We start from the raw sequence: 26652 nt of genomic DNA on the forward strand, positions 1-26652 counted from the left end.
TGCTCGTCCGTGCTCTTGAGGCCCTCTTGAAAAGCTGATCTGTTTCCGGCCCGACAGAAAAAGGGGAGGAAGCCGATGATGCGTCTTTTCGCGCGAGTGATGCTCGCGATGTGTCTGGCCGTTGTAGCCGGCTTCAATGCGCAGGCGCAGACCAGGCCCAAGGTCACGACATCAGGACCGGATTTCCCCAAGGCCGCGCTGTTCGTCGGCAACAGCTTCTTCTATTACAACAACGGCATGCCCGGGCATCTCTCCTTCATGGAGCGGGCTGCGGACCCTGAAAACAAGACGGCCTATCGCAACACCATGGCGACGATCGGCGGTTCCGGCCTCGATTGGCATGACATGGACAACCTGCTGCGGCCGGGTGGCCTCGGCGCCTATTCGTTCGACGAGCAGAACAACGTCGTCTTCAACAAGCCGGGCAGGCAGTACGACGCCGTCGTGATGATGGATTGCAGCCAGTGCCCCATCCATCCGCAATTGAAGGACGCGTTCACGACCTTCGTAAAGAAGGACAGCGAGATCGTCCGCGCCAACGGCATGCGGCCGGTCTTGTTCATGTCCTGGGCTTACGCCGACAAGCCTGAGATGACGGAAGCGTTGGCCGAGGCCTACACAATCGCAGGCAATGCCAATGATGCGCTGGTGATCCCCGCAGGTTTTGCCTTCGCGCGCGTGCGCAAGCTGCAGCCCGAGCTCAATCTGTATGCGCCGGACAAGCGGCACCCGAGCCCCGCAGGCACATATCTGGCGACCTGCGTGACGTTCGCCGCGCTGACCGGCCGCTCGCCGGTCGGCAATTCCTACACGATGGGACTGGACGGCCCGACGGTGGAGCTGCTGCAGAAAGCAGCGTGGGACACGGTGCAGGAGTATTACGGGCGTTGACCTAGCGCAGCACGACCCACGCCGGTGCGTGGTCGCTCGCGCCTTCTTCGCCGCGAACCTTCTTGTCCACGCCGGCTTTTGCCAGGCGTGAGACGAGGGCAGGGCTGAGCAGGACATGGTCGAGCCGCAGGCCCGCATCTCGCGGCCAGCGGTTTCGCTTGTAATCCCAGAAGGTGTAGATGCGCTGCTCGGGGTGCAGTTCGCGGATCGCGTCACACCAGCCTTGTGCCAGCAGCGAGGCAAAGGCCGCACGGCTCTTCGGTTGGATCAAGGCATCCTTGTCCCACGAGCGCGTCGGATAGATGTCGAGCTCATCAGGTGCAACGTTGTAGTCGCCGGCGAGCACCACGGGCAGCTCCTGCTTGAGCAAGGTTCTGGCATGGCGCTTGAGCCGCGCGAACCAGTCGAGCTTGTAGTCGAATTTCGGTCCCGGCTGCGGATTGCCGTTCGGCAGGTAGATGCTGGTGACGATGACACCGCGTACCGCGGCCTCGATGTAGCGGGCTTCGTGATCGGCAGGTTTTCCCGGCAAGCGATCGCGGGTGAGAATGGGCTCGGCATTGCGGGCCAGGATGGCGACGCCGTTCCAGGTCTTCTGTCCACACCACACTGCGCCGTAACCGGCCTTTTCGATCGCGGTCGCCGGAAATTCGCCATCACTTGCCTTCAACTCCTGAAGTGCGACGACATCTGGCTTCGCCGTTCGCATCCATGCCAACAGATTGGGCAGGCGGCGATTGATGTTGTTGATGTTGAATGTCGCGATCTTCATGTAGAGCTACCGGCTCCTGCCTTCCGTTACCGGAGAAACAATGTCCAAGTTGAGCTTTGCCGTCATCGCCGTCGCCGTTGCGTTCTCCGGGGTTGCCTCGGCACAATCATCCGATCCGCGCGGCGCGTGCAAGGCCGACTACGACAGATTCTGCGCCGGCATTGCGCCGGGCGGCGGCATCGTTGCCTGCCTCAACGGCAAGCGCGACAAGCTCAGCGCAACCTGCAAGACGGCGCTGGACAGCAGGAAAAAGAAGTAGGCGGCAAGTCGCTCAGCCCGGCAGCGGCGGCGCGCTTGCGGGCTGTTCGATCGATGGCGGAGCGGGCGTCTGCTGCTCGACCGCCTGCGCGGAAGCCGGCTTGGCCAGCGGCTCCACCACATTTCCGCCCTTGTAGATGCGGGCGTAGCGGCGGCCGAGGCTGGTCAGCACCTCGTAGCCGATCGTTCCGAAATGATGCGCGAGCTCGTCGACGGTGATGCCCTCGCCGAGCAGCGTGACCATGTGGCCGCGCCGAGCCGCATTCGGCGGCAGATCGGTGATATCGATCGCGATCAGGTCCATCGAAACGCGGCCGGCGACCGGACAGCGCTTGCCGGCGACGATGACCTCGGCGCCGCGGGTGCCGTCATTGGAGCTTGCGGCGCGGAAATAGCCGTCGGCATAACCGACCGCGATGATCGCGAGTTTCGTCGGTCGCCGTGCCGTCCAGGTGCCGCCATAGCCGACGCTCTCGCCGCGCTCGACATTGCGGATCTGCACAATGCGGGCCTTGAGATCGACCACCGGCTGCATCGGATTGTCAGCCTCCGGCGTCGGGTTGACGCCGTAAAGCGCGGCGCCCGGCCGCACCATGTCGAACTGGAAGGGCGCGCCGAGGAAGACGCCGGACGAATTGGCGAGCGCCGCCGGCACGCCGGAGAATTCGCTGGCGATGCCGCGGAAGGCCGCGAGTTGCTTGGCATTCACCGGGTTGTTGAGCTGCTCGGCCGAAACCAGATGGCTCATCACCAGCGTAATGCCGTGATCGCCGGCGTTGATGCGGGGGATAATGGCCTGCGCTTCCGCGAGCGTCAGGCCGAGCCGATTCATGCCGGTGTCGATGTGGATGGCGGCGCCACCGGTCCAGCCGGTGCGGCGGCAGAACACGTCCCATTCGGCGAGCTCGTTGAGATCGCCGATCACGGGGCGGCAGTTGATCTGGGCGTAGTGCTCGCCGGTGTTCTGGAAATAGCCGCCGAGCACGTAGATCGCAGGCTCCGGCACCGCCGCGCGCACCTTGCGCGCTTCCCCGATGGTGGCGACGAAGAAGGTCTTGCAGCCGGCCTTGTTCAGGGCACGCGCGACTTGCTCGGCGCCGCAGCCATAGGCGTCTCCCTTGATCACCGCCGAGCATTCGGCCGGCACCGCCGTCTTCTCGAGCTTGCGCCAATTGGCGATGATGGCATCGAGATCGACGGTGAGCACGCCGCCGAAGGTCGCGAGCGCGGCAGCCTGATTGGCCTCCGCGGAGAGAAGGCCGGATTGCGGGATCATTTTCGGGTCGGACGCCATTGTCATGGCGCCGTTTTACGCAAGAGGCCGGTCAGGTTCAACCCAGGGAACTCAGTAGTCGCCGCCGCCGCGGTCCGGCACCTGGCTGTCCGGCGCAAGGTCGCCGAACCGGGTGACCGACGCTTCGAAGGCCAGATCGACGGTGCCGGTCGGGCCGTGGCGCTGCTTGCCGATGATGACTTCGGCCTTGCCGTGCGCAAGATCCATGTCCAGGCGCCATTTTTCGTGCTCGGGTGTGCCCGGGCGCGGCTCCTTGTTTCCGAGGTAATATTCCTCGCGATAGACGAACAGCACGACGTCGGCGTCCTGCTCGATCGAGCCGGATTCGCGCAAATCCGAGAGCTGTGGCCGCTTGTCGTCGCGCGATTCGACCTGGCGCGAGAGCTGCGAAAGCGCAATCACGGGCACGCTGAGTTCCTTGGCGAGCGCCTTCAGACTGGTCGTGATCTCGGTGATTTCCTGCACGCGGTTTTCGCTGCGCTTGCCCGAACCCGACAAGAGCTGGATGTAGTCGATGACGATGAGGTCGAGGCCCTTCTGCCGCTTCAGCCGGCGGGCGCGCGCCATGAGCTGCGCAATCGAGAGACCGCCGGTCTCGTCGACATAGAAGGGCAGCGACTGCAGCTCGATCGAGACCTCGCGGATCTTCTCGAAATCGGCCTCCGAGATGCCGCCGCGGCGGATCGAGGAGGAAGGGATGCCGGTGCGCTCGGCCACAATACGCGTGGCGAGCTGGTCGGCCGACATTTCGCAGGAGAAGAAGCCGATGACGCCGCCATGGGCAGCCTTCATGGTGCCGTCGGCCTGGAGTTCTGGAACATAGGCCCGGGCGACGTTGTAGGCGATGTTGGTCGCTAGCGACGTCTTGCCCATGCCGGGGCGGCCGGCGACGATGATGAGGTCGGAGTGCTGCAACCCGCCCATTTTGGTGTCGAGGTCGCGCAGGCCCGTCGAGATGCCCGACAGCTTTCCGTCGCGCTGGAACGCTTTCGCGGCCAGATCGACCGCAAGCGTCAGCGCCTGCGAGAATTTCTGGAAGCCTCCGTCATAGCGGCCGGATTCGGCGAGTTCGTAGAGGCGGCGCTCGGCGTCCTCGATCTGCGCCCGCGGCGCGAAGTCGACCGGGGCGTCATAGGCGACATTGACCATGTCCTCGCCGATGCCGATCAGGTCGCGTCGCAATGCCAGATCGTAGATGGTGCGCCCATAATCCTGCGCATTGATGATGGTCGTCGCTTCGGCGGCGAGGCGCGCCAGATATTGCCCGATGGTCATGCCGCCGATGTCGGTGTCGGCGGGCAGGAAGGTCTTCAGGGTGACGGGCGTCGCGATCTTGCCCATCCGGATCAGGCTGCTGGCGGTCTCGAAGATGGTCTGGTGCAGCGGCTCGAAATAATGCTTCGGCTCCAGAAAATCGGAGACGCGGTAAAACGCGTCGTTGTTGACCAGGATCGCGCCCAGAAGGCTCTGTTCCGCCTCGATGTTATGCGGCGCGCTCCGATAGGCCGGGGTTCCGGCTTCGGGCGCGAGTTTGAGAACGTTCGAATCAGTCAGGGCCATGGTCGAGCGATAGCAATTTTCTGGGGCGGATGCGGGGCCGGGATAAAGCGCCGCCTCAGCCCAAAGCGGAAGCAAAAGCTCGCCGCTATCAACCGATCATTAAAATGGTGGATGATTGACCGCCGCAGCACGCGCCGCGCTTGACGGATTTCGTGGAACCAGGTCGCTGCCTAGATGCGGTCGTTACGCACCCCGGAAAACGCCGGATGAAGTGAACCTGATGGGGTGCCGGGCAGACACATCGAGACGCGCGGGAATGACCCACGGCCAGGCGCTTTTGGCTCGGTTCAGACCAGCAGGAGGTAGACCAGTGCAACCAGGGCCGCCCCGACGCCGGTAGCGATCAGGGCGTAATCGGTGCGGAGGTCGTCCTGCACGTCGAATGAGGTTTTGGTCTCGTTGCTCATGGCGACGGTCTAAGCCAGGGCTGACGAGACTTATGTGAAGCAGATCACATCTCCCCGGATTCTTTCGGGGGTACAGCCGGAACAGGTTAGCGGGCGGGGGGTTGTCTCCTGATCTGCCACCAGGGAACGAGGCAAGCGATGCGGCCAGAACGGCAGCCCCGGAATTGGCGAAGCGAAGCAGGCAGCCGACTTTGGCTGTCGGGGCTGATCGCGGCCATGGAGCACGCTGAGCGGCCGGAAGTGCGTCGGGAACCGGTCGCCCCTGAAATCCTGAAAGCGCTGCGGATGCAATTGGCCTTAACGGCCTCTTCCCCGTCCGCTCCGGTTTCGACCCTGCGCCACTAGGACTCATTCACCAGCCAGCTTCAGCCTCGGCGTGGCGCCGGCTTCGACGGCCCGCAGTCGGGCTTCTTCACGCGCGATGTAGTTGCGCGTCATCGGCACGACGCCCTGACGGCGGGTGAGTTGAATCTGGAAGTTCATCATATGCTGCTTGCGGAACGTCATCTCGCTGGCTGCAAGATAAAATTCCCACATCAGCGCGAAGCGCTCGTCATACAGCTGCACGGCTTCTTCGCGTCGCGCCATGAAGCGCTCGCGCCATGCCTTCAGGGTTTCGGCGTAATGAAGGCGCAAAATCTCGATGTCGCAGACCAGCAAGCCCGCCCGCTCGATCGCCGGCAGCACCTCCGAGAGGGCGGGGATGTAGCCGCCGGGAAAGATGTATTTGGCGATCCAGGGATTGGTGGAGTCCGGGCCCTGCGAACGGCCGATCGAGTGCAGCAACATGACGCCGTCCTTATCCAGCAGCTCGGCGCAGCGCCGGAAGTAGGTGTCGTAGAAGCGGGCGCCGACATGCTCCAGCATGCCGACTGAGACGATGCGGTCGAACGGACCGGCGATGTCGCGATAGTCCTGAAGCAGGAATTTGGCCGATCCGGTCAGGCCCTTTTCGGCTGAGCGCGCATTGGCGATCTGCAACTGCTCGGTCGACAACGTTATGCCGGTGACGTCAGCACCTGCGATCTCGGCGAGATAGAGCCCAAGTCCGCCCCAGCCCGAACCGATGTCGAGGACGCGCTGGCCGCTCTTGACGAGCAGCTTTGCGGCGACGTGCCGTTTCTTGGCAAGCTGTGCATCGTCGAGCGTGCTCTCCGGCGTCTCGAAATAGGCGCAGCTATATTGCTTGTCGGCGTCGAGGAAGAGCGAATAGAGCCTCGCATCGAGATCGTAATGATGTGCGACGTTGCGGCGGGATCGCGGGCGCGGATTGAACTGCTTCAGGTGCCGCACCAGATAGCGCAGGTGCCACCAGGGTTTTGCCCAGTGCGGCAACAGGTCGGGTTGACCGAGCAGGATCGCGAGAGCATCAGCTATGGTGCCATGCTCGACAATGAACTCGCCGTCCATATAGGCCTCGCCAAGCCCGAGCTCGGGATTGACGAGGATCTTCCGCTCTGCGTCCGCGGTGACGAAGCGGACTGCGACCGGTTCGCCCGAGCCGTCGCCGACGGTGAACTTCGAGCCCTTCGCCGTGGTCACCGTCATCGACCCGCGGCGGATGAATTGAGACAGGAATTGACGCAACAATCGGTCCATCGGCACCCATCCTCTCGAGCGAACCCGAAGAGATGCGACTAACCCGGCCTTTCACACCCTACGCCCGGGCATCTCAGCGGTTCCTATGCGCTTGCATCTAGATCTAGGGAGGTGTCCCGGGCCCGCTATTGCGCTGTGCTCAAAGCGGATATTCCAAAACCGCTTAATCACATCCTTGCGCGCGGTGCCTGCTTCCATTCGCGGCTCAATCGGATAAAAGGTGACCCGCCGCGGCGCCGCCTGCCGGCTGCACCTCTCGGAATTCAATGGAGATGATGGGAATGTCGAGCCGAGCGCTCAGCCTCGCGACGATCTTGCTTCTGATCGGCTTCGGCGCGACCGATACCGTTCTCGCGCAGGCGACGAACCTCGAGGCCGGCAAGGCCCCATCCCAGCTTTTCGCGCAGACCTGTAATGCATGTCACAAGAGCCCGCGCGGCCTTTTGAAAACAGTGGCGCCGGGCTCCTTGCCGGGCTTCCTGCGCCAGCATTACACGACCAGCCCCGACATGGCCGGCGTGCTTGCCTCCTACCTCGTCTCCAACGGGGCCACCGACACCCGCTACCAGGCGAAGGACGGCCATAAGGACGGCAAGGACAAGAAGGACGGCGCCAAGGATAAGGACAAGGAAGCCAATACCAATCCCGCGCAGTCTCCTGAACATCAGGGCCGCCGGCAACGTTCCCAGGAGTCCGCCAAGCCGGAAGGCGAGGGTGCCGCTCCCGCGGCCGAGGGCGCGCGTCAGAAGCGCGCCGCGCGGCCGGCCGAAGAAGGAACGAAGGAAGGTGCGAAGCCCGAGGGCCAGGCTGTCCCCGAAGGGCGCAAGGCCAAGCGTCTCGGCAAGCGCGGCAAGCCGGGAAGTGATGAGGCGCCGAAGGTCGATGCCGCGGCGCCGACGGCAGACGACAAGAAGAGCGAGCCGAAGGTCGAGTCCAAGCCTGAGACAAAGCCCGAGACTGCGAAGGTGGATTCCGGCGAAGCTAAATCCGAAGGCAGCAAACCCGAAGGCAGCAAGCCGTCCGACAAGCCCGCCGAGGCCAAGCCGGAAAGCGCCAAGGTGGAGCCGCGCGGCAGCGAAGCTCCGGCGTTGCGGCCCGATCCGGTGCCGCAGGTGACGCCGGCCGCACCGTCCGCCGCGAAGCCCCCCGAGCCAGCTGCGCCAAAGGCGGCGGAAGAGGCTGCTCCCAAGCCCGCCGCGAGCGCCGAACCGCCAGCGAAGTCGCAGGAACCGGCGCCGCCCGCGACCGCTGCGACTCCACCGGCGCCAGCCGAATCGTCCGGTCCGCCGACGCCGCCGATTTCGCGATAGGCGACCACATTTTTAGACATGCGAAGGCCGCGCTCTCGCGCGGCCTTCGTCGTTTTGGCTACAAGCTCAATCTGCTGTCGCCCGCGGTCGGCGAGAAGCGGATCTGCCGGGCGAGGGTGATCAAGTCGGGCCGTCAGGTCTCCGTCGCCGCAGCCGGCGTTTTCTGCGTCAGCGCCGGGGTCGAGACCATACGGCGACGGCGCTCGCGTCGATCGCGATGCTGAGCGAGGATTGTGCCGCCACAACGAAAAACCCGGCCGCCTGAGGCGACCGGGCTTCGAAAGCCTGCGCGAACGCGAGGCTTACTTCTCGGTCTCTTCCGCGGCCGGCGCCGGCTCGGCGTCGTCCTGCAGGGCTTCCGGGTCGAAGAACTCGCCGGCGGCTGCGATCGCTTCGGCCGCAGCATCCCGGTCTTCGTTCCGGCTCGAGATGTCCTCGCCGCGGTTGATGCGCTCGGCCTCGTCCTGGCTGCGCGCCACGGTGACACTGATCTCGACCTCGACCTCGGGGTGGATGGCGACCGTGATGGTGTGCTTGCCGATGGTCTTGATCGGCGCATCGAGCTGAACCTGCGGGCGGGACAGCGAAACGCCGTCGGCTTCGAACGCCACGACGATGTCGCGCACGTTGACCGAGCCGAACAGTTGACCGGCTTCCGAAGCTTGACGGATCACGATGATGTTCTTGCCCTGGATCTTCTCGGCGACCTTGGACGCCTCGCCCTTGGACTCAAGGTTGCGAGCCTCGAGCTCGGCCTTCATGCCGTCGTACTTGGCACGGTTGTCGGCGGTGGCGCGCAGCGCCTTGCCGCGCTTGAGCAGGAAATTGCGGGCATAGCCGTCGCGAACCTTCACGACTTCGCCCATGTGACCGAGCTTGTTGACGCGTTCCAGCAAAATGACTTCCATATTCGTTCTCCTTTGATGTGTTGAGTGAGGTGGAATTTCGAACTTGAACTTTCGGACTTGAACTCAAGAGGTCGGCAGCGGCGGTGGCTGGCGCGTGCGAAGGAAGCGTTCGCGGAGGCCGAACACGGCATCGGCGAGGCCGAGGATCACCATCGCGATGACGGGCCATCCGAACACGACGACGACGGCGTAGGTCGAGCCGAGCCAGAAGGTGCGGCTCTTCAGCGCCAGCGTCAGCGTATGCAGCACGGCAAAGCCGGTCAGCGCGTACCCCATCATCAGCGCAGCCGTCGCGATTTGCGCCGCGATCGCAAGCAGTCCGCCGGTGAAGCAGAAGGCGAGCGCGACGCAGAGCGCCACGAGCGTCATCGGCGGCAGCTCCGCGGTCATCAGGTCCGGCAAGGGGCGCCGCAACCGGCCCGACGTCGCCGTCACCTTGGTGCTGAGCCAGAGGTTGAGGGTCAGCGTCATCATCGCAACGATGGTGGCACCCGCCGGCAAGATACGCACCAGTGCGCCGACGAATTGGTCGGTCTCGCCGGAGCTCTGCGGGTCGGCGGCGCGGAGGAGGCGCATCAAGCCACGGCGCAGCGTGCCGGTGATGGTCTCCGCGTCGGTGCCGATCGTGAGCAGCGCGGCGATCGTGGTCAGTGTGGCGAAGCCCGCGATCCACAGCAGGATACGGCCGACCGGATACCACTCCAGCGCAGGCTCGGTGGGCGGCTCGGCGGCGGGCTCCGGCGCGGCGGCTCCGACCGGCCGGCTGAGCAGGACGAGATGGCCGAGCCACCAGGCCGGCAATGCGACGGTGAGGGCGAAGGCGATGCAATAGGGCAGGCCGAACAGGGCGCCGAGGCCAAGCGCGGCGGCGATGCCGCCGAGGCTCGCGCAAAGCGGTCCCCAGCCGATCGAAGCGACCATCAGCGGCAGCGGTGCGAGATAGAACAGGACGAGCGAGATCAGCGCGCCCGAAATGATCGAGGCGAACATCAGGGCCGACGCAGCGCCGGCGATCAGAGCTATCAGTCCAAAGGCCATCATCAGCTGTCCCGCTCCCTTCGAGCGGTTAGAGGCATCTCGCCCCAACCATCGGCGACCGGACGACCCGGAAGCCTTATGAGAAACTAGGTCGTACGGCCCGGCGGCGATGTCGCCGCCGGGCCGAATTCGTCTTAGCGAATGACGTAGGGCAACAGGCCCAGGAACCGCGCGCGCTTGATGGCGCGGGCAAGCTCACGCTGCTTCTTCGCGGACACCGCGGTGATGCGGCTCGGCACGATCTTGCCGCGCTCGGAGACGTAACGCATCAGCAGCTTGGAGTCCTTGTAGTCGATCTTCGGAGCATTCGCGCCCGTGAACGGGCAGCTCTTGCGGCGACGGAAAAACGGGCGGCGTGCACCAGCTTCAGCCATTGTTCTTACTCCCCATCCGTCGTGGTGGTGGTGGTTTCAGCGTCTTCACGCGGACGGCGCGGACCGCGGTCACCGCGGAAGCCGCCGCCTTCACGATCGCCACCACGGAAACCACCCTCGCGGTCGCCACGGAAGCCACCGCCTTCGCGATCGCCACGGAAGCCGCCGCCACGGTCGTCACGCTCGCGGTCACGGTCGGCCTTGCGCATCATCGCGGACGGGCCTTCCTCGAGCTCCTCGACGCGGACGCTGAGATAGCGGATCACGTCTTCGCTGATGCGCTCCTGGCGCTCGATCTCGGCGATCGCCGCGGACGGCGCGTCGATGTTGAGCAGCACGAAATGCGCCTTGCGGTTCTTGTTCATGCGGTAGGTGAGGGAGCGTACGCCCCAATTCTCGGTCTTGGTGACCTTGCCGCCGAGACCTTCGACGATGCCGGTCATCTGCGCAGTCAGCTCTTCGACCTGCTGCGTGCTCGCGTCTTGGCGCGCGAGAAAAACATGCTCATAGAGAGCCATGGAAGTCCTTTCCTCATGTTGGCGCATCGCCCGGCGTCAAGCCCTTAAGAGGCCTTCGGAAAGGACTCTGGGATTAAGCTCAGAAGGCGGAAACACGGGACGACGGGCCGACTGGCCCTGCCACACCAAAATCACGAATGATTTGCTGAGACCGTCCGTTCAGCTCCCGGCCGGGGTCTGCGGATGGGCGCCTTATACGGATTTCGGCTGACTTGGCAAGGTTGCAGGCGCCGTTTCGGCGCGGGGATCGCAATGCGGGCGGCCGGATCCGCCGCCGACCATCATACCGGCTTGATTTATTTGTTTGTATATCATACAAATAAATCAACCGGAGCGAACTCCAATGGCAGAAAAGCCGGCCCACGAGCCCCTCAAGGAGGCAGGCGATCCCAAACACGCCGCCCGCGCCACGCGGTCGGCCGGCCGCAAAATGCGCTCGCTGCTGCTTGATGCCGCGAGCCCGCTGTTTCGGGAGCGGGGGCTGTCGGGTACGGCGATCACCGACATCGCGGCCGCTGCGAACGCGTTCCCGAGCCAGATCACCTATTATTTCCGTACCAAGGAGGCGCTGTTCGTCGAATGCGCCTGCCGCGAGCTGCTGTATCTGGCGCGGGCGACCGAGCAGGCGGCGCTGAAGGCGCGCGCGCCGCGGGATTATACCCACGCGCTGGCCGAGACCGTGACGACGAGCGATTCGGTGGCCTTCTTCGCCGAGGCGCTGACGCTGACGCGGCGGCGCCAGGATCTCGCGCCGCTGGTCGAGCGCACCATCGAGCGCCTGCACAGTGAAGGTGCGCGGGCCTATGCGAGCCAGGTCGCGCGGCACGGCTGGCGCTCCCTGCGCGCGCCCGACGAGAGTTCGCGGCGGTTCTGGGCCGTCGCCATCGGCGTCATCCTTGAGGGCTACGCCATGGGCCGTTCGCCCGAGGCGCTGTGCGCCGAGATGCTGCGCGTGCTGGGCGAACAGGCGAAATCCTCTGATGACACTGCGCGGCTGCGCCTCGTCGACGCGCGCGACGCATCGAGCAATTCGAATGAGGAGGATTAGGCCATGACTGCGCTTCGCATGCGTGCCCGCAATTTCCTGACCGACGAGCAACTTGCCGACGTGCGCCGGCGCGTGACCTGGAAAGGCGTCGCGCTGATCGCGCACGCCTGGGCGCTCATCATCGCGGCAATCGCCTTGGTCGCGTGGTGGCCCAATCCGATCACTTATGTGCTCGCCGTTGCCATCATCGGCTCGCGCCAGCTCGGGCTCGCGATCCTCATGCATGACGGCGCGCATGGCTGCCTGTCCCCCGACGAGAAGACCAATCTGACCCTAAGCCAGTGGTTCTGCGCCTATCCTCTGTTTGCGGAGACGCGCAGCTATCGGCGCTATCACCTTCAGCACCATGCGCGCACCCAGCAGGAGGACGATCCCGATCTCGTGCTGTCGGCGCCGTTTCCGATCACGAAGCTGAGCTATCGCCGCAAGTTCATTCGCGACCTCACCGGGCAGACCGGCTACCAGCAGCGCAAGGCGCAATTGCTCAACGCGCTCGGGCCGAAGGACTGGCCATCGCGGCAGCGCGCGGCGCATTTGTGGGAGAAGCTTGGCCCGCAATGTCTGGTCAATGGCGCGATGTTCGCAGCGCTCACGGCGGCCGGCGTGTGGTGGGCCTATCCGCTGCTATGGCTGGTGCCGCTCCTGACCTGGATGATGGTCATCACCCGCATCCGCAACATCGCAGAGCACGCGGTCGTACCTGACAGCAACGATCCCCTGCGCAATACCCGCACCACCTATGCCAATTTCCTCGAGCGCTTGTTCATCGCGCCGTACTACGTGAACTACCACCTCGAACATCATCTCCTGTTCTACGTGCCCTGCTACAATCTGCCGAAGGTGCACCGCTTGCTGAGTGAGAGCCGGCATGCGGGCCGGATGGAGGTGCAACCGAGTTACGCCGCCGTGCTGCGGCTTGCGACCGCGAAGCCGAACCGCGATGACCGGCCGGGGCAATTGGTCAACAGCGCGCGCCGTGCGCAGGCGGGGTCCGAGGTCGATGCCAACCAGACGGCTGGCGGATTCTAGGAACCCGTCACTCCGGTTGAAGGCTGCCAGTCGAAGGCTGATCGAAGTTCCCATCTTGGCTTGACATTCCGGCCCCGGACAGTGTCTACGGCCCCCTTTGGAGCTTGATCCGGAACCATGGCCTAAGGCCGCGAGTCATCGGCTGCCGGTTCTCGCAGGGATCACGCCCGACAAGCAGGGAGCGCCGATGACGGCAGCATTCACATTTCCGGGGCAGGGTTCCCAGGCGGTCGGCATGGGCAAGGCCCTGGCCGATGCCTTTCCGGTGGCGCGCGCCGTGTTCGACGAGGTCGATGCCGCGCTGGGGGAGAAGCTGACGGCGACCATCTGGGATGGTCCGGCTGAAACCCTCCAGCTCACCCAAAACGCCCAGCCGGCCCTGATGGCGGTGTCTATCGCCACCCTGCGGGTGCTGGAGGCCGAAGCCGGGTTTTCCGTGCGGCGGGATGCGGCCTTCGTCGCCGGCCACTCGCTCGGCGAATATTCGGCGCTGGCCGCGGCCGACAGCCTGACGATTTCCGAGACGGCGCGGCTGCTTCGCATCCGCGGTCTCGCAATGCAAAAAGCTGTGCCGGTCGGCGTCGGTGCGATGGCCGCTCTGCTCGGCCTCGACTACGAGGCCGCCGTGGCGGTGGCGGAGGAGGCCGCTCAGGGAGAGGTCTGCCAAGCCGCCAACGACAATGGCGGCGGGCAAGTGGTCGTCTCCGGCGACAAGGCTGCGGTCGATCGCGCCGTCGAGATCGCCAAAACCAAGGGCGCTAAGCGAGCAATGCTGCTGCCGGTGTCCGCACCGTTCCATTGCAAACTGATGCAGCCGGCTGCCGACGCAATGGCGGAGGCGCTGGCCGGGGTCACGCTCAAGGCGCCGGCCGCCCCGCTGGTGTCGAATGTGCTGGCGAGCGCGATCACCGATCCCGACGAGATCCGCCGGCGCCTGGTCGAGCAGGTCACCGGCACTGTGCGGTGGCGCGAGTCGGTTGCCTATATGGCGGGGCAGGGCGTCACCCGTTTCTTTGAGATCGGTGCCGGCAAGGTGCTGACGGGCCTGGTCAAGCGTATCGCAGACGGTGCCGTCGGCGTTGCGGTCGGTGGTCCCAACGACATTGCTGCTGCCAAAGATGCATTGGCTGCTGCCAAGCAGGCCTGAAGCGCGATAATTCGTCGTCGCGCGCGAGTTCTACAGTTGACGCACGACCCTTTCGGAAAACCGCTGCGCGCGTTTCCGGATCGTGCCTTGGAGGAGTTATCGATGTTCGATCTGACTGGCAAAAAGGCGCTCGTCACCGGCGCAACCGGCGGCATCGGCGGCGCGATCGCGCAGGCGCTGCACGCGCAGGGCGCCACCGTCGCGATATCGGGGACGCGCAAGGAAGTGCTGGATGAGCTTGCAGGCAAGCTCGGCGAGCGCACCCATGTGCTGCCCTGCAATCTCTCCAAAGTCGAGGAGGTCGAAGCGCTGGTGCCCGCTGCGGAGGCGGCGATGGGACAGGTCGACATCCTCGTCGCCAATGCCGGCATCACGCGCGACAATCTCTTCGTGCAGCTCCGTGACGAGGACTGGGAGGAGGTCATCAACATCAATTTGACCTCGACCTTCCGGCTTGCCCGCGCCGCAACCAAATTGATGATGCGCAAGCGCTTCGGCCGCATCATCGCCATCACTTCGGTGGTCGGCGTCACCGGCAACCCGGGGCAGGGCAATTATACTGCGTCGAAGGCAGGCCTGATCGGGATGATCAAGACGCTGGGTGCCGAATACGCCAAGCGCGGCGTCACCGCGAACTGCATCGCTCCCGGCTTCATCAAGACCCCGATGACCGATGCGCTCAACGACAAGCAGCGCGAAACGATTCTGACCAAGGTTCCGGCCAATCGCCTGGGGACGCCAGAGGACATCGCGGCGGCCGCCGTCTACCTGAGTTCGAACGAAGCGGCCTATGTCACCGGCCAAACCATCCACGTCAACGGCGGCATGGCCATGATCTGACGCCTCATGCCGCACCGCCCCTTGGGCAGCCGAATGCGGCAAACGGCCGTTTCCGGAGCGAAATGAGGCTTGTAGTCAACGCAATTGAAGTATGATAACCGGACCTTCAACGGATGGGCAAAGAACGCCATTGCAGGTTTTTGAAACCCTGTATATTGGCGATGCGGAGCCTTGGCCGTCATTCGCCGGGCCTGCATCGGTTAGGATGGGGCCAGATCAAAGTTCGTAAGCGAAGGCAGTCAACGACCACGACGGCTCGTATCGTCCCGGGGGGTCGGGTCTACAGGGAACAACACGAGGTTATGCAATGAGTGAGATTGGCGAGCGGGTTAAGAAGATCGTGGTCGAACACCTTGGTGTTGAACCCGAGAAGGTTGTCGACGCTGCGAGCTTCATCGACGACCTCGGCGCCGACAGTCTGGACACCGTCGAGCTGGTGATGGCGTTCGAAGAGGAATTCGGTTGCGAGATTCCGGACGATGCCGCGGAAACGATTCTCACCGTCGGCGACGCCACCAAGTTTCTCGAGAAGAACGCGAAGAGCTAACGCTCTTCATTTTCGCGGGGACAACATTGAAACCGGACGGACCGCCCAACAGCGGTCAGCCGGTTTCTTGTTATTGGCCGTGAATCTTTCGATGCGGAGTTTTCGGACATGAGGCGGGTTGTCGTTACGGGTCTTGGCATGGTTTCGCCACTCGGCTGCGGAGTCGAGCCGACCTGGAAGCGCATCCTCGACGGCGAAAGCGGCGCACGCAAAATCGAGAGCTTCGATGTCTCCGATCTTCAGACCAAGATCGGCTGCACGGTCGTGCGCGGCGACGGCACCAACGACACTTTCAATCCCGACATCTGGATGGAGCCGAAGGACCAGCGCAAGGTCGACGACTTCATCATCTTCGGCATGGCCGCAGCCGGCCAGGCGCTCGACGATGCCAACTGGCATCCCGAGACCGAAGAGGATAAATGCGCCACCGGCACCATGATTGGATCCGGCATCGGCGGCCTCAACGGTATCGCCGAGACTGCGGTCCTGCTGAAGGAACGCGGGCCGCGCCGGGTCTCGCCGTTCTTCATTCCGGGCCGCCTGATCAATCTCGCCTCCGGTTATGTCTCGATCAAGCATGGGCTGAAGGGGCCGAACCATTCGGTGGTCACGGCCTGCTCGACCGGCGCTCACGCGGTCGGCGATGCCGCCCGCCTGATCGCGCTCGGCGATGCCGACGTCATGGTTGCGGGCGGCGCGGAATCGCCGATCGGCCGCATCGGCATTGCCGGCTTCAACGCCGCGCGTGCGCTCTCGACAGCCTTCAACGAAACGCCTGAGAAGGCCTCGCGTCCCTACGACAAGGACCGGGACGGCTTCGTGATGGGCGAGGGCGCCGGCGTTCTGGTCCTGGAAGAGCTCGAACACGCCGAGCGCCGCGGCGCGAAGATCTATGCCGAGGTGATCGGCTACGGTCTCTCGGGCGATGCCTACCACATCACCTCGCCGTCACCCGACGGCGACGGTGGCTTCCGCAGCATGGCGGCAGCGCTCAAGCGCGCCGGCCTCACCGCGTCCGATCTCGACTACATCAATGCGCACGGCACCTCGACACCGCTCGGTGACGAGATCGAGCTCGGTGCGGTCGAACGTCTGCTCGGCAATGCCGCTTCCAAGGTCGCGATGTCCTCGACCAAATCGTCGACCGGTCACCTTCTGGGTGCGGCTGGCGCGATCGAGGCGATCTTCGCCATTCTCGCGATTCGCGATAATGTCGTGCCACCGACCATCAACTTGGACAATCCATCGGTCGAGACTGCGATCGATCTCGTGCCGCACAAGGCGAAGAAGCGCGAGGTCAACGTCGCGTTGTCGAATTCTTTCGGTTTTGGCGGTACCAACGCGTCGGTGATCTTCCGGCGTCCGGTCCAATAGTTTGTGTTTGCGACGAATCCACCGTTTTGCCGTATTCGGCGATAGTCATACAAGTGGGCGCGTGTACTTGGCCAGACAAGCGATTGTCGGGTCGCATTTGAACCGGCAGGATTCAGGTTGCTTCGATGAGTGAAAGGCCGCCCATTTCGCCCCGGAGCCCGCGGGCAGCGCTCGAGCCCGAGCAGGTCCCGCCGCCGCCGAAGCGATCGGACCGCGCGCGCAATCCGTTCGTGATCGTCGGCAACGCCATCATCACCCTGCTGCTGATTGCAATGATCGGTGCGGGCGGCGTGTACTATTACGGCCGGCAGGTGCTCGAGGCGCCGGGACCGCTGAAGGAAGACAAGATCGTCAATATCCCGCAGCGCGCCGGCAAGCGCGACATCGCCGAGACGCTGAACCGGGAAGGCGTGACCGACGTCAATCCGTGGGCGTTCATTGCCAGCGTCGCTGCGTTGAAGGCGAGCTCGGACCTCAAGCCCGGTGAATACTCGTTCCAGAAGAACGCGTCCTTGCGCGACGTCATTGCCACAATCGTCGAGGGCAAGGTGGTGCAGCATGCCGTGACGATTCCGGAGGGCCTCACCTCCGAGCAGATCGTGGCGCGCCTGTCCGACAACGACATCTTCACCGGCAGCGTGCGTGAGCTGCCGCGCGAAGGCACGCTGCTGCCCGAGACCTACAAGTTCCCGCGCGGCACCCCGCGCGATCAGGTGATCCAGCGCATGCAGCAGGCGCACAAGCGCGTGCTGACCGAGATCTGGGAGCGCCGCAATCAGGACATTCCGGTCAAGAGTCCGGAGCAACTGGTGACGCTGGCCTCGATCGTCGAGAAAGAGACCGGCAAGCCTGACGAGCGCAGCCGTGTCGCCGCGGTGTTCGTCAATCGCCTGAAGCAGAGGATCAAGCTGCAGTCCGATCCCACGATCATCTATGGCCTCGTCGGCGGCAAGGGCACGCTCGGCCGTCCGATCAAGCGCAGCGAGATCACGCAGCCTTCGCCCTACAACACCTATGTCATCGAGGGCCTGCCGCCGGGCCCGATCTCCAACCCCGGCCGCGCCTCGCTCGAGGCTGCCGCCAACCCGGCCCGTACCCGCGACCTCTATTTCGTCGCGGATGGTACCGGCGGGCATTCCTTTACCGAGACCTACGACGCGCACCAGAAGAACGTCGCCAAGCTGCGCGCCATGGAAAAGCAGATCCAGAACGACACGGTCGAGCCGGCCGAGGACGCGCAGCCGCCGGCCGGCGCCGCGCCCGGCGCCGCCGATACGCCGACGGCGACGACGCCGGCACGCCCCAACCAGCAGAAGAAGCCGCCGGCCGCTCGCCCCGCGGGTCCGCCGCCGGCCCGACAAGGCGCGGTGCAGGCCTCGCCCCCGGTGGTGCAGCGCTAGGCCTGCGCGTAGACCTGCCCCGCGGGACTTTGCGGATTACATTTTCCTGCAAAATAGTCTTAAGATTCGCGTGGCTTGATGGCCGCGCGAATCCCGTGCTTCTGGAGAAATTGACCTGATGGCGTTGTCGTCCATGACCGGCTTTGCCCGAAGCCACGGCGCGAGTGGGCCGTATACGTTCGAATGGGAATTGAAGTCGGTCAATGCCAAGGGCTTTGACTTGCGGGTGCGGCTGCCGCAGGGGTTCGACGAGCTCGAGGCTCATGCCAAGAAGCGCGCCGCCGAGCTGCTCTCACGAGGCACCGTCTACGCCAATCTGACCGTCAAGCGGGCAAATGCAGCCACCAGCGTCCGCGTCAACGAGGACGTGCTCAACGCCGTCCTCAAGGCCGCCGCCGTGATCGCCGGCAAGGTCGATGCGGTCGCGCCGAGCGTCGACGGGCTTTTGGCCATCAAGGGGGTCATTGAGGTCGCCGAGCCCGAGGGCGACGAGGAGGAGGACAAGGCCGCGCGCGCCGCCGCCGCGGATGCCTTCGACAAGGCGCTCGCCGAACTCGTCGAGATGCGCAAGCGTGAGGGGACCTCGCTCGGGCAGATCCTGATCCAGCGCGTCGACGAGGTCGAGCAGCTGGCGAAGAAGGCGGAGGCCGCGCCCGGTCGCAAGCCCGAGGCGATCAAGGCCAGGCTCGCCGAGCAGATCGCGAGCCTCCTCGACACCTCCGACCGTTTTGATTCCGACCGCCTGATGCAGGAAGCGATCCTGATTGCGACCAGGGCCGACATCCGCGAGGAGCTCGATCGGATCGCCTCGCACATCGCGCAGGCGCGCGAGCTGATCGGCAAGGGCGGTCCGGTCGGGCGCAAGCTCGACTTCCTGGCGCAGGAGTTTCACCGCGAAGTCAACACCTGCTGCTCGAAGTCGAACGACATCGAGCTGACCAATACGGGGCTCGCCATGAAGAACGTGGTCGAGCAGTTCCGCGAGCAGGTCCAGAATCTGGAGTGATCGATGACGATTGGCGGTCACGGAACTGATGGTGTCGAGCGGCGCGGATTGATGTTCGTGCTGTCCTCGCCGTCGGGTGCGGGCAAGACGACGCTGTCGCGCATGTTGATCGACCGTATGCCCGGCCTTCGAATGTCGGTGTCGGCGACCACGCGGGCGATGCGGCCGGGCGAGGTCGACGGCAGGGATTATTCGTTCGTCGACAAGGCTACCTTCGGCGCGATGGTGAAAGCCGACCAGCTGCTGGAATGGGCGACCGTGTTCGACAACAGTTACGGCACGCCGCGTGCGCCGGTCGAGGCGGCGCTGTCAGCCGGGCAGGACGTGCTGTTCGACATCGACTGGCAGGGCACGCAGCAGCTCCGAGAGAAGGCGCGCGCCGACGTCGTCAGCGTGTTCATCCTGCCGCCCTCGGCTGCCGATCTCGAGAAGCGGCTGCATTCGCGCGCGCAGGATTCCGACGAGGTGATCCGCAAGCGCATGAGTCGCGCCAGCCACGAGATGAGCCACTGGGCTGAGTACGACTACATCGTCATCAACCACGACGTTGACGAGGCCTTCGCCGAGGTGCAGTCGATCCTGAAGGCCGAACGCCTCAAGCGCGAGCGGCAGACCGGCCTCGTGGGCTTCGTGCGAGGTCTGCAAGGTCAACTTCAAGGCTAGTAGGCTGCGTCAGCCGCGGCCCGTCCTTCGCCAACCGTTCCAGCATCGTCGTGATCACGTCGATGTCGATGGCGTTCTCGACTCCCGCGTCGTCATGGCCGGCCGGCTCTTCGTCATTCACGTCGTTGGCCGCGAGCTGCGGTGCGGCCTCGATCTGGAGTTCTCCGTTGAAGATATCGGCCTCGTCGAGCTCTGCGGCCTCGACGTGGACCTGGTCTTGCGCTTGCGGGGCGAGCTCGTCGATCACATCGATCTCGCGATCGATCGCGGCGAGCTGCGCGGTCTTGAGCTGGGTTGACTGCGGACGCAGGGCATCGAAATCCACCGGGCGGGGCTGCCAAGCGTGCGGCGCGCCGGCGGGCGCAGCGTTGAGCCAGGGTGCACGGCCATCGTCGTGATCGTGCGGCTCAAAATTGTCCCAGTTGACGCGGCGCTGGTCGGCGGCCCGGACGCGCATGCCTCCACCGGCGAAGCGGTAGATGACGCTGGCGAGGATGCCGGCAAGCGCCAGCGCGCCGCCGATCACGAGCAGCAGCATCTGGAGCGAGCCGGTCTGCTTGTCGGCGGTGCTGTCTGCTGCGGCCAGAGCCATCGGAGCAGGGGACTTCGCCGGCTTCGCGGTCGGCTGCGCGGCGGCCGCGACAGGTGCAGGCGACGGCTGCTCTGTGGGCGCGGCGGACGCCGTGGAGGCGTCGGGCCAGCGCCCGGCGACGGCGGGCTGCTGTGCGTTGGCGTCAGCGGAGGGGTTCGCAGCTTGCTGCGTCGGGGCCGGTCCCGCCTGTGCAGGCGTCTTCACGGCGGCGATGCTCTGCGGCGTCAGATATTCGGCGCGCGCGTCCTGGACCGAGTGCTGCTGCGGCACGGCTGAATCCGCTGCAGGCGTATCGGGCGCAGTCTGTGCGGTTTGGGTGGCCTTGCCGCCTTCGGCGCGCAGATACCAGCACTGCCGCTTGGTCGCGCGCTCGAGGCGATAATGCCAATGCTGGCCCTGCGGCGCGGCGCCCTTTGGCGAGCCAAGGCAGTCGCTCGCGGCATTTGCCGTGCTCGGTGGCGTCGATGCATTCTGCGACACGGCGGCAAGTGGCGCGCCGGCAATGATGCTGCCTACGAGGGCAGATAAGAATTTTGCGGTGCGGTTGCCCATCCTGGTCTCCCGATTACGCATGACGCAACTCGTTACCTTCCCTTTGTCGTCAAAGACTTGGGTGGCAATGAGCCGCAAATCCGGAGAGGATGTGGCCTGAATCGGGCTTGCGCGGCGTTCGTTCCCCCGCGAAACCAGACTTTTTCGCTGCTATTGCTTGGTCGAAGTCCAGGTTCCGCCGCAGCCGTCCGAGCGGCGGAAGGAACCGGAGCCGCTGCGGGCAGCGAGGCGGCCCGAGCCGGTAAAGGTCACGCCATCACCTTGACCGAACGTGCTGACCGCGCCGCTCGCGCTGACGGTACCCGTGACGCCTTGGCCTATGACCTTGCCCGAGGAGACCACGACCGCGCCGGACGTGGTGCCGCCGCAGCCGACGCTGACGACCATCCAGGCACCGTCGAAACTCCCGCCACCGCCTCCACCACCGCGTCGCGAGGAGCTGCGCGGCTCCTCGGCGGGCTTGCTGCGACGCGCCGAGGGGGCCGGCTCGGCGGAACGATCCGACCGCGAGCCGGACAGCGATTTCTCGTCATTGCCGATCGAGCCGCCGGCGCTGCCGGACTGCGCAACGGCGGACGGTGGAGCGCCGACGGCGGACAGGAAGACGGTCAGGGCAATCGCAGGGATGATGGCGCGCATGAGTAAAAATCCAGAATGAAAAATCGTATCAGCGGCCGGAGCCGTCGGCACAGACGGAACCGATAATGCGGCAAGCTTTGCCAGCCTTGCCGCATTCGTCAAGCGCGGCATCTTTCGCGCGCCGCACGCTGTCGCGCTGGACCAGCGACCAGGATTTGTCGGAGATCGCGAACGCGCCGCAGCGGTTGCCATAGAAAGACAGCTCGATCGGACATTTGGCGCCGGCGCAATTGCCGCGCGCATCCGCCACCGCCGCGCGCCGCGAGGCGTGGTTCCAGGAGATGCCCCATTTGCTGCCGTCGGGGCCGTAGACGATCGAGCCCCATGGCTTCAGGTCCTCCATCTTGCGCATCCGCAACAGCAGGCCTTCGGTGGCTTCGCCCGTCGGCGCCATGGAAATCCGCTGCTGGAGTTTCGTGATCGCGCGGGTCAGTCCATCAGGGCTGTCAGGATCGAAATTGAGCTCGTAGAGCCGCTCGCTGAGTTCGCTCAGCAGGGCGGCATCGCGCAACGGGACGCGGTCTGGATCGGCGCGCAGCCGATCCGCCGGCAGCGGATCGGGCTGCATCGCTGCGACCTGCGGCGGCGCGGTTTGCGTGGGGGCGACGAAATAGAAGGTGCCGTCGATCGGCGAGGACGACACCCAGGGCTGCTGCGCGCCGGACGTGGCGCGCTTCACCGCGAGGCCGACCTGGTTGAAGGTCTGGAACACGTCGAGGCCCGCGGTCCGGACCGTCGCGGCCAAGGCCTTGGTGTAGGGGCTGTGGCCGTCGCTGCCGTCCTGGGCGACGTTGCCGGGTTGGGTTGCGTAGGAGATCAGCGTGCCCTCGGGCGCGCGCATCTGCGCGAGGCCGCCATCGGAGGCGCGCAGGCCGCGTGAGCCGAAGGGGTTGTTGCGGCAGGCGTCCAGGATCACGAGGTTGAGGCGCGTGCCCGATCCCTGCATCTGGCGCAGCACGAGGTTGACATCGGTCATCTGGAAGTCGACGTCGGCCTCGCGGGTCGGATTGGCGCCGACCGGCACGAGATAGTTGGCGCCCGAGACCTGCACGCCGTGGCCGGCATAATAGAACAGCGCGACGTCGGCGCCCTGCACCTGCCGGCCAAAGCTCTGCACCGCCAGATCCATCGCGCCCTTGTCAAGATCGAGTTGGGCGCGGCCTCCGACCAGCGTAAAGCCGAGCAGGCCAAGCGTGTCCGCCATCAGGCTCGCGTCCTTGGATGGATTGTCGAGCGGCGTGATGTTCTTGTAGGCGGAGTTGCCGACCACGAGCGCGATGCGCTTCTCGGCCGATGCCGGGTGCGTTGCGACGACGAGCAGGGCTGCGACCAGCATCGCCAGCCCCGGGACGCGATTGAAAATCCTCGCGCGCATCAAAATTCCCCAAACAATATCGCCATTCTACCAGCTCGAGGCGCGGGCGAAAAGCGGTGCGACAGTGTGTACAGCGTTGGCCGGTCGCGCCGGGGAGGGCGCACGCTTGCGCGTTCCCGCGGCAGATTCTGCCCGAACCTTGCTGCCGTTCATCGCCCAACTGGAGGCCAAAGGGCGCAGGGAAGGCCGGGCGCCGGCGGCACCCGTTGGTCCGTGCGCTACAGGAATGCACACGGGGTGGACCGATAGGGTGGCCGATCGCCCGGCCTTCCCTGCGCGGATGGTTTTAACGGTGTCCTTCGTGCACTCCCCGGGGAGCGATGCACTATTGCCCCCGTCGCCTGGCCGATCGCTGATGCGCGCGCCCGGTCGGGCCGCCACATCACCGCGAGGCTTGACGCACAGACCCCGGGCGTCAGGACCACACGACTTCTCCGTCCGCGGACGGTCCGGCCGAAATCATCGAGGGCTTGCGTGTGCTCACCCCCGATGACCGACAAGCCCGCTCTCCAGCGCCGTGTCGTACGCGTCGCGCGAGGACTCACGGTTGCCCGCCCTGTCGTCACGCCGCCCGCGCCGTCGCTGCCGCGTCCACCGCCACCCGGCCCGCATGTCGTGACGGTCGCGAACGCCCCTTTGGCAGGGCCAGGATGACGGGCGTATGCCACAAATCCGAAATTCGGAAAAGCGAAATATTTTTGCGCGGAGGCCTTGACGGGGGTGTTTTGCCCGACGCGTCAGCGCCGGTGGCGAACGACCCAAATCGGGCTTGGAGCCACCTGAAACGCTTGTCATCCGCTGGCAAGAACAATGTCGAAATGCGCGACCAACGCATGCCTCTCAAGGCGTGATGGCGAATTTTGCAGAGTAACGATTAACCTTTCCGGATGCGGGGCCGCATTGAGCCAGCGGTCGGTCACGTTTTCTTCTTCGCCAGCGAAATACAACTGGGTCACCAGGCAATCGAACCGCCCCTCAACGGTGAGATGAATGTGCGGCGGCCTGACGTCGCCCTCTGCTGTCGGATAGCGGCCCGGTTTGACGGTACGAAAGCTGTAGTGCCCGGCCGCATCCGTTGTGAGACGCGCGAAGCCTTTGAAATTGGGATCGAGCGGCGCCGGATTGATATCACTCGGATGACGATATTTCCCCGCCGCGTTGGCTTGCCAGATGTCAATGCGTGCATGCGGCACCGGCGCTCCCGAACGCGTGAGCACGCGTCCGCTGAGATGGATGAGCTGGCCCAGCGCCTCAGCGGTGCTGCCGCTTGGACGTGCCAGATCGGTTGCCAGATCGGGGTGCTCCGAGACCGGGTAGAACGGGCCGACAATCTGCGGCGGCGTGATCGCCAATGCTGCTGCATCGCGGCCACTCGTCTGGGCTTTGGATGGGGTCTGGCTCATCAAGGCAGCTTGATATCCGCATCCTTGACGACCTTGCCCCAGTGGGCGATGTCACTCCGGATTCCCTCACCAAATTCTGCGGCGGTGCCACCCACGGCTACGGCTCCTATCTTGTCGAGCGAAGCGCGGATCTTCGGCTCGAGAAGTACCTTGTTAATTGCCTTGTTGAGCTGCGACGTTACTTCCGCAGCCGTTCCACGCTTCGCTGCAAAGCCGATCCAATCGGCTGTCACCAGATCGGGAAAGCCTGCCTCGATCACAGTGGGAATGTCTCCCAGGGCAGCAATCCTGGTGGGGGCGGTGACGGCAAGCGCTCGCAACTTGCCGGTCGCAATGAGGTCAATAACCGGAAGCGTGGTGACAAACATGTATTGGACGTTGCCGCTGATCAGATCGGTGATTGCTTGGGAAAACTGCTGGTAGGGCACGTGGGTGGCGCGCACGCCCGCCTGCAATGCAAACATTTCGCCGATCAGGTGCGAGGGGGTGCCGAAGCCCGCGGAAGAGAAGTTGAGCTTCCCTGGCTTGCTCTTGAGCAACGCCACCAGACCGGCTAACGAGTCGACCGGCAAGGAAGGCGTTGTAACGAGCACGGTGTAGGATTTCGATATCTTGATCACCGGATCGAAATCCACATCCGCCCGTGTCTCCGCCTTCGGAAGCAGGGCCGGGGTGACCGTCATCGGAAGGCTCATGGTCAGCAGTGTATAGCCGTCCGCCGGACGACCGCTCACGTCGTTCATGGCAATGGTCTGCAGCGCACCGGGGCGATCTTCCACCACAAGTCGCCAGCCTTCATTGGCCGCGAGCTCGTCGGCGATCATGCGGCTGATGATGTCGGGCGGTGTCCCCGCGCCGGCAGGGACGACAACACGTATGAGATTGGACGGATAAGGCTGCGCGGCGACCTTGCCGGGCAGCAACAATCCCGCGAGGCTTCCGAGCAGGAAGGTGCGACGGGGTACGTGAATGTTCGACATGGCTGCTCCAATCCTTGGCGGTGGAGGGTAACGCGAATTGCAGCTTGTCCCGCGGACCTATATAAGAAAAGTTCTATTTCTCGATAGTTCTATTCCATTTCGGAAAGGGTCGCATGCTCGATGCATCCCAGATCAGCCGTCGGATCAAGCTGCGGCAACTGAACGTGTTTATCGCCGTCGTGGAATACGGGAGCATGGCGAAGGCGGCCGAGCACCTGGCAATTTCTCAGCCTGTCATATCCAAGATGATCGCAAGCCTGGAGCAAACGATCGGCCTTCCGCTTCTGGAGCGCAGCCGGCTCGGCGTTGAGCCCACGCTTTACGGCAAGGCCTTGCTCAAGCGCAGCATTGCTTTGTGCAACGATTTGCGGAGTGGCGTCGACGAGCTGCAATCGCTCGCTGATCCCGCGGTGGGTGAATTGCGCATTGGCAGCACCGAGCCCGTGATGGCCGGACTACTGCCCGCCATCATTGACCGGCTATCCCGGCAATATCCGAGGCTCGCGCTTCACATCATCGAGGGCGAACCGCCGGAGCTTCAGGATCGTCATCTGCGCAATCACGACATCGACCTCATGATAGGGCGCCTGCCGAGCCCGACACCGGCTGCCGATACCGATGTCGAAGTGCTGTTGCACGAAAGCGGTGTCGTTGTCGCAGGCTTGCACAGTCCGTGGGTGGGGCGGCGCAAGATCCGCCTCGACGAGCTGGTCAACGAGCGTTGGTGCCTGCCGCCGCGCGAAAGCTTTCCGGGCGGCTGGATTGCCAACGCATTTCACGCCTCCGGGCTGGAGGTGCCACGTGCCAGCGTAACCGTGTATTCGATCCTTATGCAGTCGGCGTTGCTCTCGTCGGAACGATTCCTGAGTTTCCTTCCGGCATCGATGTTGCACTTCAGCGCGAAGCGGCTGTCGATGAAGGTTTTACCGGTGGAAATGCCTATTCAGATGTGGCCGATCGGGATCATTGCGATGAAGGGCAGAACGCCAAACCCTGCTCAGCGGCTGCTCGTCGAGTGCGCCCGGGAGGTCGCAAAGCCGCTCGCAGGTAAGCGAAACGCCTCGCCAAATCGGAGAAATTGAAACTGATTGTTCTTCTGCTTCACATCGCGTCGTTCCGCTCCTACGC

At 64.6% G+C, this 26652-nt stretch carries 26 protein-coding genes and 1 pseudogene; 14 read left to right on the plus strand and 13 right to left on the minus strand.

Features of this window, described 5'->3' with window-relative positions:
- Positions 1 to 75 precede the first annotated feature (75 nt).
- Positions 76 to 891, plus strand: a complete 816-nt coding sequence (locus tag IVB42_RS38640) for a hypothetical protein (RefSeq protein ID WP_018459130.1) — start codon at positions 76 to 78, stop codon at positions 889 to 891.
- 1 nt (position 892) lies between these two features.
- Here IVB42_RS38640 and IVB42_RS38645 read toward each other — a convergent pair whose 3' ends face one another.
- A complete protein-coding gene (locus IVB42_RS38645) occupies positions 893 to 1663 on the minus strand; it encodes an exodeoxyribonuclease III (RefSeq protein ID WP_018459129.1) in 771 nt (256 codons plus the stop codon).
- Between the two features lie 40 nt (positions 1664 to 1703).
- On the opposite strand from IVB42_RS38645, the gene IVB42_RS38650 reads away from it, so the two are divergent.
- Positions 1704 to 1922, plus strand: a complete 219-nt coding sequence (locus IVB42_RS38650) for a cysteine rich repeat-containing protein (protein ID WP_247396327.1) — start codon at positions 1704 to 1706, stop codon at positions 1920 to 1922.
- A gap of 12 nt (positions 1923 to 1934) precedes the next feature.
- On the opposite strand, the gene alr is transcribed toward IVB42_RS38650, so the two are convergent.
- The 3 genes from alr to IVB42_RS38665 all read right to left on the minus strand — a co-directional run bounded on the left by alr (position 1935) and on the right by IVB42_RS38665 (position 6781).
- Complete coding sequence (alr, locus tag IVB42_RS38655; RefSeq protein ID WP_247396415.1) at positions 1935 to 3215, minus strand: alanine racemase; 1281 nt, start codon at positions 3213 to 3215, stop codon at positions 1935 to 1937.
- Positions 3216 to 3266: 51 nt separating this feature from the next.
- Entirely contained in the window at positions 3267 to 4775 is a 1509-nt protein-coding gene (locus tag IVB42_RS38660) for a replicative DNA helicase (protein WP_018459126.1), read from the minus strand.
- 755 nt (positions 4776 to 5530) lie between these two features.
- Positions 5531 to 6781 carry a cyclopropane-fatty-acyl-phospholipid synthase family protein gene (locus IVB42_RS38665; RefSeq protein WP_247396324.1) on the minus strand — a complete coding sequence of 417 codons (1251 nt, stop codon included), beginning with the start codon at positions 6779 to 6781 and terminating at the stop codon, positions 5531 to 5533.
- Positions 6782 to 7062: 281 nt separating this feature from the next.
- Between IVB42_RS38665 and IVB42_RS38670 the strand changes: the two genes are divergently transcribed.
- A complete protein-coding gene (locus tag IVB42_RS38670; RefSeq protein WP_247368411.1) occupies positions 7063 to 8091 on the plus strand; it encodes a hypothetical protein in 1029 nt (342 codons plus the stop codon).
- A gap of 59 nt (positions 8092 to 8150) precedes the next feature.
- Positions 8151 to 8356 (plus strand): annotated as a pseudogene (locus IVB42_RS38675) (PaaI family thioesterase); the annotation flags it as partial.
- Positions 8357 to 8393: 37 nt separating this feature from the next.
- On the opposite strand, the gene rplI reads toward IVB42_RS38675, so the two are convergent.
- The 4 genes from rplI to rpsF all read right to left on the minus strand — a co-directional run bounded on the left by rplI (position 8394) and on the right by rpsF (position 10929).
- Positions 8394 to 8999, minus strand: a complete 606-nt coding sequence (gene rplI / locus IVB42_RS38680; RefSeq protein WP_007609316.1) for a 50S ribosomal protein L9 — start codon at positions 8997 to 8999, stop codon at positions 8394 to 8396.
- 63 nt (positions 9000 to 9062) lie between these two features.
- Positions 9063 to 10040: a hypothetical protein gene (locus IVB42_RS38685; RefSeq protein WP_085395973.1), complete on the minus strand. Its 978-nt coding sequence runs from the start codon at positions 10038 to 10040 to the stop codon at positions 9063 to 9065.
- Between the two features lie 131 nt (positions 10041 to 10171).
- Positions 10172 to 10411: a 30S ribosomal protein S18 gene (gene rpsR / locus IVB42_RS38690; protein ID WP_007592020.1), complete on the minus strand. Its 240-nt coding sequence runs from the start codon at positions 10409 to 10411 to the stop codon at positions 10172 to 10174.
- Positions 10412 to 10416: 5 nt separating this feature from the next.
- Entirely contained in the window at positions 10417 to 10929 is a 513-nt protein-coding gene (gene rpsF, locus IVB42_RS38695; protein WP_007609318.1) for a 30S ribosomal protein S6, read from the minus strand.
- 343 nt (positions 10930 to 11272) lie between these two features.
- Between rpsF and IVB42_RS38700 the strand changes: the two genes are divergently transcribed.
- The 9 genes from IVB42_RS38700 (at position 11273) to gmk (ending at position 19983) form a co-directional block, all read left to right on the plus strand.
- Positions 11273 to 11977, plus strand: coding sequence for a TetR/AcrR family transcriptional regulator C-terminal domain-containing protein (locus tag IVB42_RS38700; protein ID WP_247368408.1), 705 nt, complete (start codon positions 11273 to 11275; stop codon positions 11975 to 11977).
- A gap of 3 nt (positions 11978 to 11980) precedes the next feature.
- Positions 11981 to 13006 carry a fatty acid desaturase family protein gene (locus IVB42_RS38705; RefSeq protein ID WP_247396322.1) on the plus strand — a complete coding sequence of 342 codons (1026 nt, stop codon included), beginning with the start codon at positions 11981 to 11983 and terminating at the stop codon, positions 13004 to 13006.
- 187 nt (positions 13007 to 13193) lie between these two features.
- On the plus strand, positions 13194 to 14153 hold the full coding sequence (fabD, locus tag IVB42_RS38710; RefSeq protein WP_247472109.1) for an ACP S-malonyltransferase: 960 nt from the start codon (positions 13194 to 13196) through the stop codon (positions 14151 to 14153).
- A 102-nt stretch (positions 14154 to 14255) separates the two neighbouring features.
- Positions 14256 to 14993: a 3-oxoacyl-[acyl-carrier-protein] reductase gene (gene fabG, locus IVB42_RS38715; protein ID WP_085396013.1), complete on the plus strand. Its 738-nt coding sequence runs from the start codon at positions 14256 to 14258 to the stop codon at positions 14991 to 14993.
- A 307-nt stretch (positions 14994 to 15300) separates the two neighbouring features.
- Positions 15301 to 15540 (plus strand): acyl carrier protein, encoded by a 240-nt coding sequence (locus IVB42_RS38720; protein WP_006020277.1) that lies wholly within the window; start codon positions 15301 to 15303, stop codon positions 15538 to 15540.
- A 108-nt stretch (positions 15541 to 15648) separates the two neighbouring features.
- The gene (fabF, locus tag IVB42_RS38725; protein ID WP_026233736.1) at positions 15649 to 16914 is read left to right on the plus strand and encodes a beta-ketoacyl-ACP synthase II; all 1266 of its coding nucleotides are present in this window, start codon (positions 15649 to 15651) and stop codon (positions 16912 to 16914) included.
- 125 nt (positions 16915 to 17039) lie between these two features.
- Complete coding sequence (gene mltG, locus IVB42_RS38730) at positions 17040 to 18314, plus strand: endolytic transglycosylase MltG (RefSeq protein ID WP_204510990.1); 1275 nt, start codon at positions 17040 to 17042, stop codon at positions 18312 to 18314.
- A 118-nt stretch (positions 18315 to 18432) separates the two neighbouring features.
- Positions 18433 to 19320 (plus strand): YicC/YloC family endoribonuclease, encoded by an 888-nt coding sequence (locus tag IVB42_RS38735; protein WP_247396299.1) that lies wholly within the window; start codon positions 18433 to 18435, stop codon positions 19318 to 19320.
- Between the two features lie 3 nt (positions 19321 to 19323).
- Entirely contained in the window at positions 19324 to 19983 is a 660-nt protein-coding gene (gmk, locus tag IVB42_RS38740) for a guanylate kinase (protein WP_018459113.1), read from the plus strand.
- Here gmk and IVB42_RS38745 read toward each other — a convergent pair.
- From IVB42_RS38745 to IVB42_RS38765, 5 genes are all read right to left on the minus strand, one after another.
- Positions 19916 to 21127 (minus strand): hypothetical protein, encoded by a 1212-nt coding sequence (locus IVB42_RS38745; protein WP_247396296.1) that lies wholly within the window; start codon positions 21125 to 21127, stop codon positions 19916 to 19918. The two genes, gmk and IVB42_RS38745, sit on opposite strands and share 68 nt — an antisense overlap.
- A gap of 150 nt (positions 21128 to 21277) precedes the next feature.
- Positions 21278 to 21766 (minus strand): hypothetical protein, encoded by a 489-nt coding sequence (locus IVB42_RS38750; protein WP_204510992.1) that lies wholly within the window; start codon positions 21764 to 21766, stop codon positions 21278 to 21280.
- A 28-nt stretch (positions 21767 to 21794) separates the two neighbouring features.
- Entirely contained in the window at positions 21795 to 23141 is a 1347-nt protein-coding gene (locus IVB42_RS38755) for a caspase family protein (RefSeq protein ID WP_247396294.1), read from the minus strand.
- Between the two features lie 791 nt (positions 23142 to 23932).
- Positions 23933 to 24544: a protocatechuate 3,4-dioxygenase gene (locus IVB42_RS38760; RefSeq protein ID WP_247338059.1), complete on the minus strand. Its 612-nt coding sequence runs from the start codon at positions 24542 to 24544 to the stop codon at positions 23933 to 23935.
- Positions 24544 to 25524, minus strand: coding sequence for a tripartite tricarboxylate transporter substrate-binding protein (locus IVB42_RS38765; protein ID WP_247368398.1), 981 nt, complete (start codon positions 25522 to 25524; stop codon positions 24544 to 24546). The genes IVB42_RS38760 and IVB42_RS38765 overlap by 1 nt, the downstream gene beginning before the upstream one ends.
- Before the next feature lie 113 nt (positions 25525 to 25637).
- Here IVB42_RS38765 and IVB42_RS38770 point away from each other — a divergent pair, with 113 nt between their 5' ends.
- A complete protein-coding gene (locus tag IVB42_RS38770) occupies positions 25638 to 26606 on the plus strand; it encodes a LysR family transcriptional regulator (RefSeq protein ID WP_247396291.1) in 969 nt (322 codons plus the stop codon).
- Positions 26607 to 26652 lie beyond the last annotated feature (46 nt).

Source organism: Bradyrhizobium sp. 45, assembly GCF_023073155.1.
Classification (GTDB): domain Bacteria; phylum Pseudomonadota; class Alphaproteobacteria; order Rhizobiales; family Xanthobacteraceae; genus Bradyrhizobium; species Bradyrhizobium canariense_D.

Excerpts from the sequence above, each read along its gene's own strand:
- IVB42_RS38640 (WP_018459130.1), top strand. The coding sequence starts at position 76 with ATGATGCGTCTTTTCGCGCGAGTGATGCTCGCGATGTGTCTGGCCGTT.
- IVB42_RS38645 (WP_018459129.1), bottom strand. The coding sequence starts at position 1,663 with ATGAAGATCGCGACATTCAACATCAACAACATCAATCGCCGCCTGCCC.
- IVB42_RS38650 (WP_247396327.1), top strand. The coding sequence starts at position 1,704 with ATGTCCAAGTTGAGCTTTGCCGTCATCGCCGTCGCCGTTGCGTTCTCC.
- alr (WP_247396415.1), bottom strand. The coding sequence starts at position 3,215 with ATGGCGTCCGACCCGAAAATGATCCCGCAATCCGGCCTTCTCTCCGCG.
- IVB42_RS38660 (WP_018459126.1), bottom strand. The coding sequence starts at position 4,775 with ATGGCCCTGACTGATTCGAACGTTCTCAAACTCGCGCCCGAAGCCGGA.
- IVB42_RS38665 (WP_247396324.1), bottom strand. The coding sequence starts at position 6,781 with ATGGACCGATTGTTGCGTCAATTCCTGTCTCAATTCATCCGCCGCGGG.
- IVB42_RS38670 (WP_247368411.1), top strand. The coding sequence starts at position 7,063 with ATGTCGAGCCGAGCGCTCAGCCTCGCGACGATCTTGCTTCTGATCGGC.
- rplI (WP_007609316.1), bottom strand. The coding sequence starts at position 8,999 with ATGGAAGTCATTTTGCTGGAACGCGTCAACAAGCTCGGTCACATGGGC.
- IVB42_RS38685 (WP_085395973.1), bottom strand. The coding sequence starts at position 10,040 with ATGATGGCCTTTGGACTGATAGCTCTGATCGCCGGCGCTGCGTCGGCC.
- rpsR (WP_007592020.1), bottom strand. The coding sequence starts at position 10,411 with ATGGCTGAAGCTGGTGCACGCCGCCCGTTTTTCCGTCGCCGCAAGAGC.
- rpsF (WP_007609318.1), bottom strand. The coding sequence starts at position 10,929 with ATGGCTCTCTATGAGCATGTTTTTCTCGCGCGCCAAGACGCGAGCACG.
- IVB42_RS38700 (WP_247368408.1), top strand. The coding sequence starts at position 11,273 with ATGGCAGAAAAGCCGGCCCACGAGCCCCTCAAGGAGGCAGGCGATCCC.
- IVB42_RS38705 (WP_247396322.1), top strand. The coding sequence starts at position 11,981 with ATGACTGCGCTTCGCATGCGTGCCCGCAATTTCCTGACCGACGAGCAA.
- fabD (WP_247472109.1), top strand. The coding sequence starts at position 13,194 with ATGACGGCAGCATTCACATTTCCGGGGCAGGGTTCCCAGGCGGTCGGC.
- fabG (WP_085396013.1), top strand. The coding sequence starts at position 14,256 with ATGTTCGATCTGACTGGCAAAAAGGCGCTCGTCACCGGCGCAACCGGC.
- IVB42_RS38720 (WP_006020277.1), top strand. The coding sequence starts at position 15,301 with ATGAGTGAGATTGGCGAGCGGGTTAAGAAGATCGTGGTCGAACACCTT.
- fabF (WP_026233736.1), top strand. The coding sequence starts at position 15,649 with ATGAGGCGGGTTGTCGTTACGGGTCTTGGCATGGTTTCGCCACTCGGC.
- mltG (WP_204510990.1), top strand. The coding sequence starts at position 17,040 with ATGAGTGAAAGGCCGCCCATTTCGCCCCGGAGCCCGCGGGCAGCGCTC.
- IVB42_RS38735 (WP_247396299.1), top strand. The coding sequence starts at position 18,433 with ATGGCGTTGTCGTCCATGACCGGCTTTGCCCGAAGCCACGGCGCGAGT.
- gmk (WP_018459113.1), top strand. The coding sequence starts at position 19,324 with ATGACGATTGGCGGTCACGGAACTGATGGTGTCGAGCGGCGCGGATTG.
- IVB42_RS38745 (WP_247396296.1), bottom strand. The coding sequence starts at position 21,127 with ATGGGCAACCGCACCGCAAAATTCTTATCTGCCCTCGTAGGCAGCATC.
- IVB42_RS38750 (WP_204510992.1), bottom strand. The coding sequence starts at position 21,766 with ATGCGCGCCATCATCCCTGCGATTGCCCTGACCGTCTTCCTGTCCGCC.
- IVB42_RS38755 (WP_247396294.1), bottom strand. The coding sequence starts at position 23,141 with ATGCGCGCGAGGATTTTCAATCGCGTCCCGGGGCTGGCGATGCTGGTC.
- IVB42_RS38760 (WP_247338059.1), bottom strand. The coding sequence starts at position 24,544 with ATGAGCCAGACCCCATCCAAAGCCCAGACGAGTGGCCGCGATGCAGCA.
- IVB42_RS38765 (WP_247368398.1), bottom strand. The coding sequence starts at position 25,524 with ATGTCGAACATTCACGTACCCCGTCGCACCTTCCTGCTCGGAAGCCTC.
- IVB42_RS38770 (WP_247396291.1), top strand. The coding sequence starts at position 25,638 with ATGCTCGATGCATCCCAGATCAGCCGTCGGATCAAGCTGCGGCAACTG.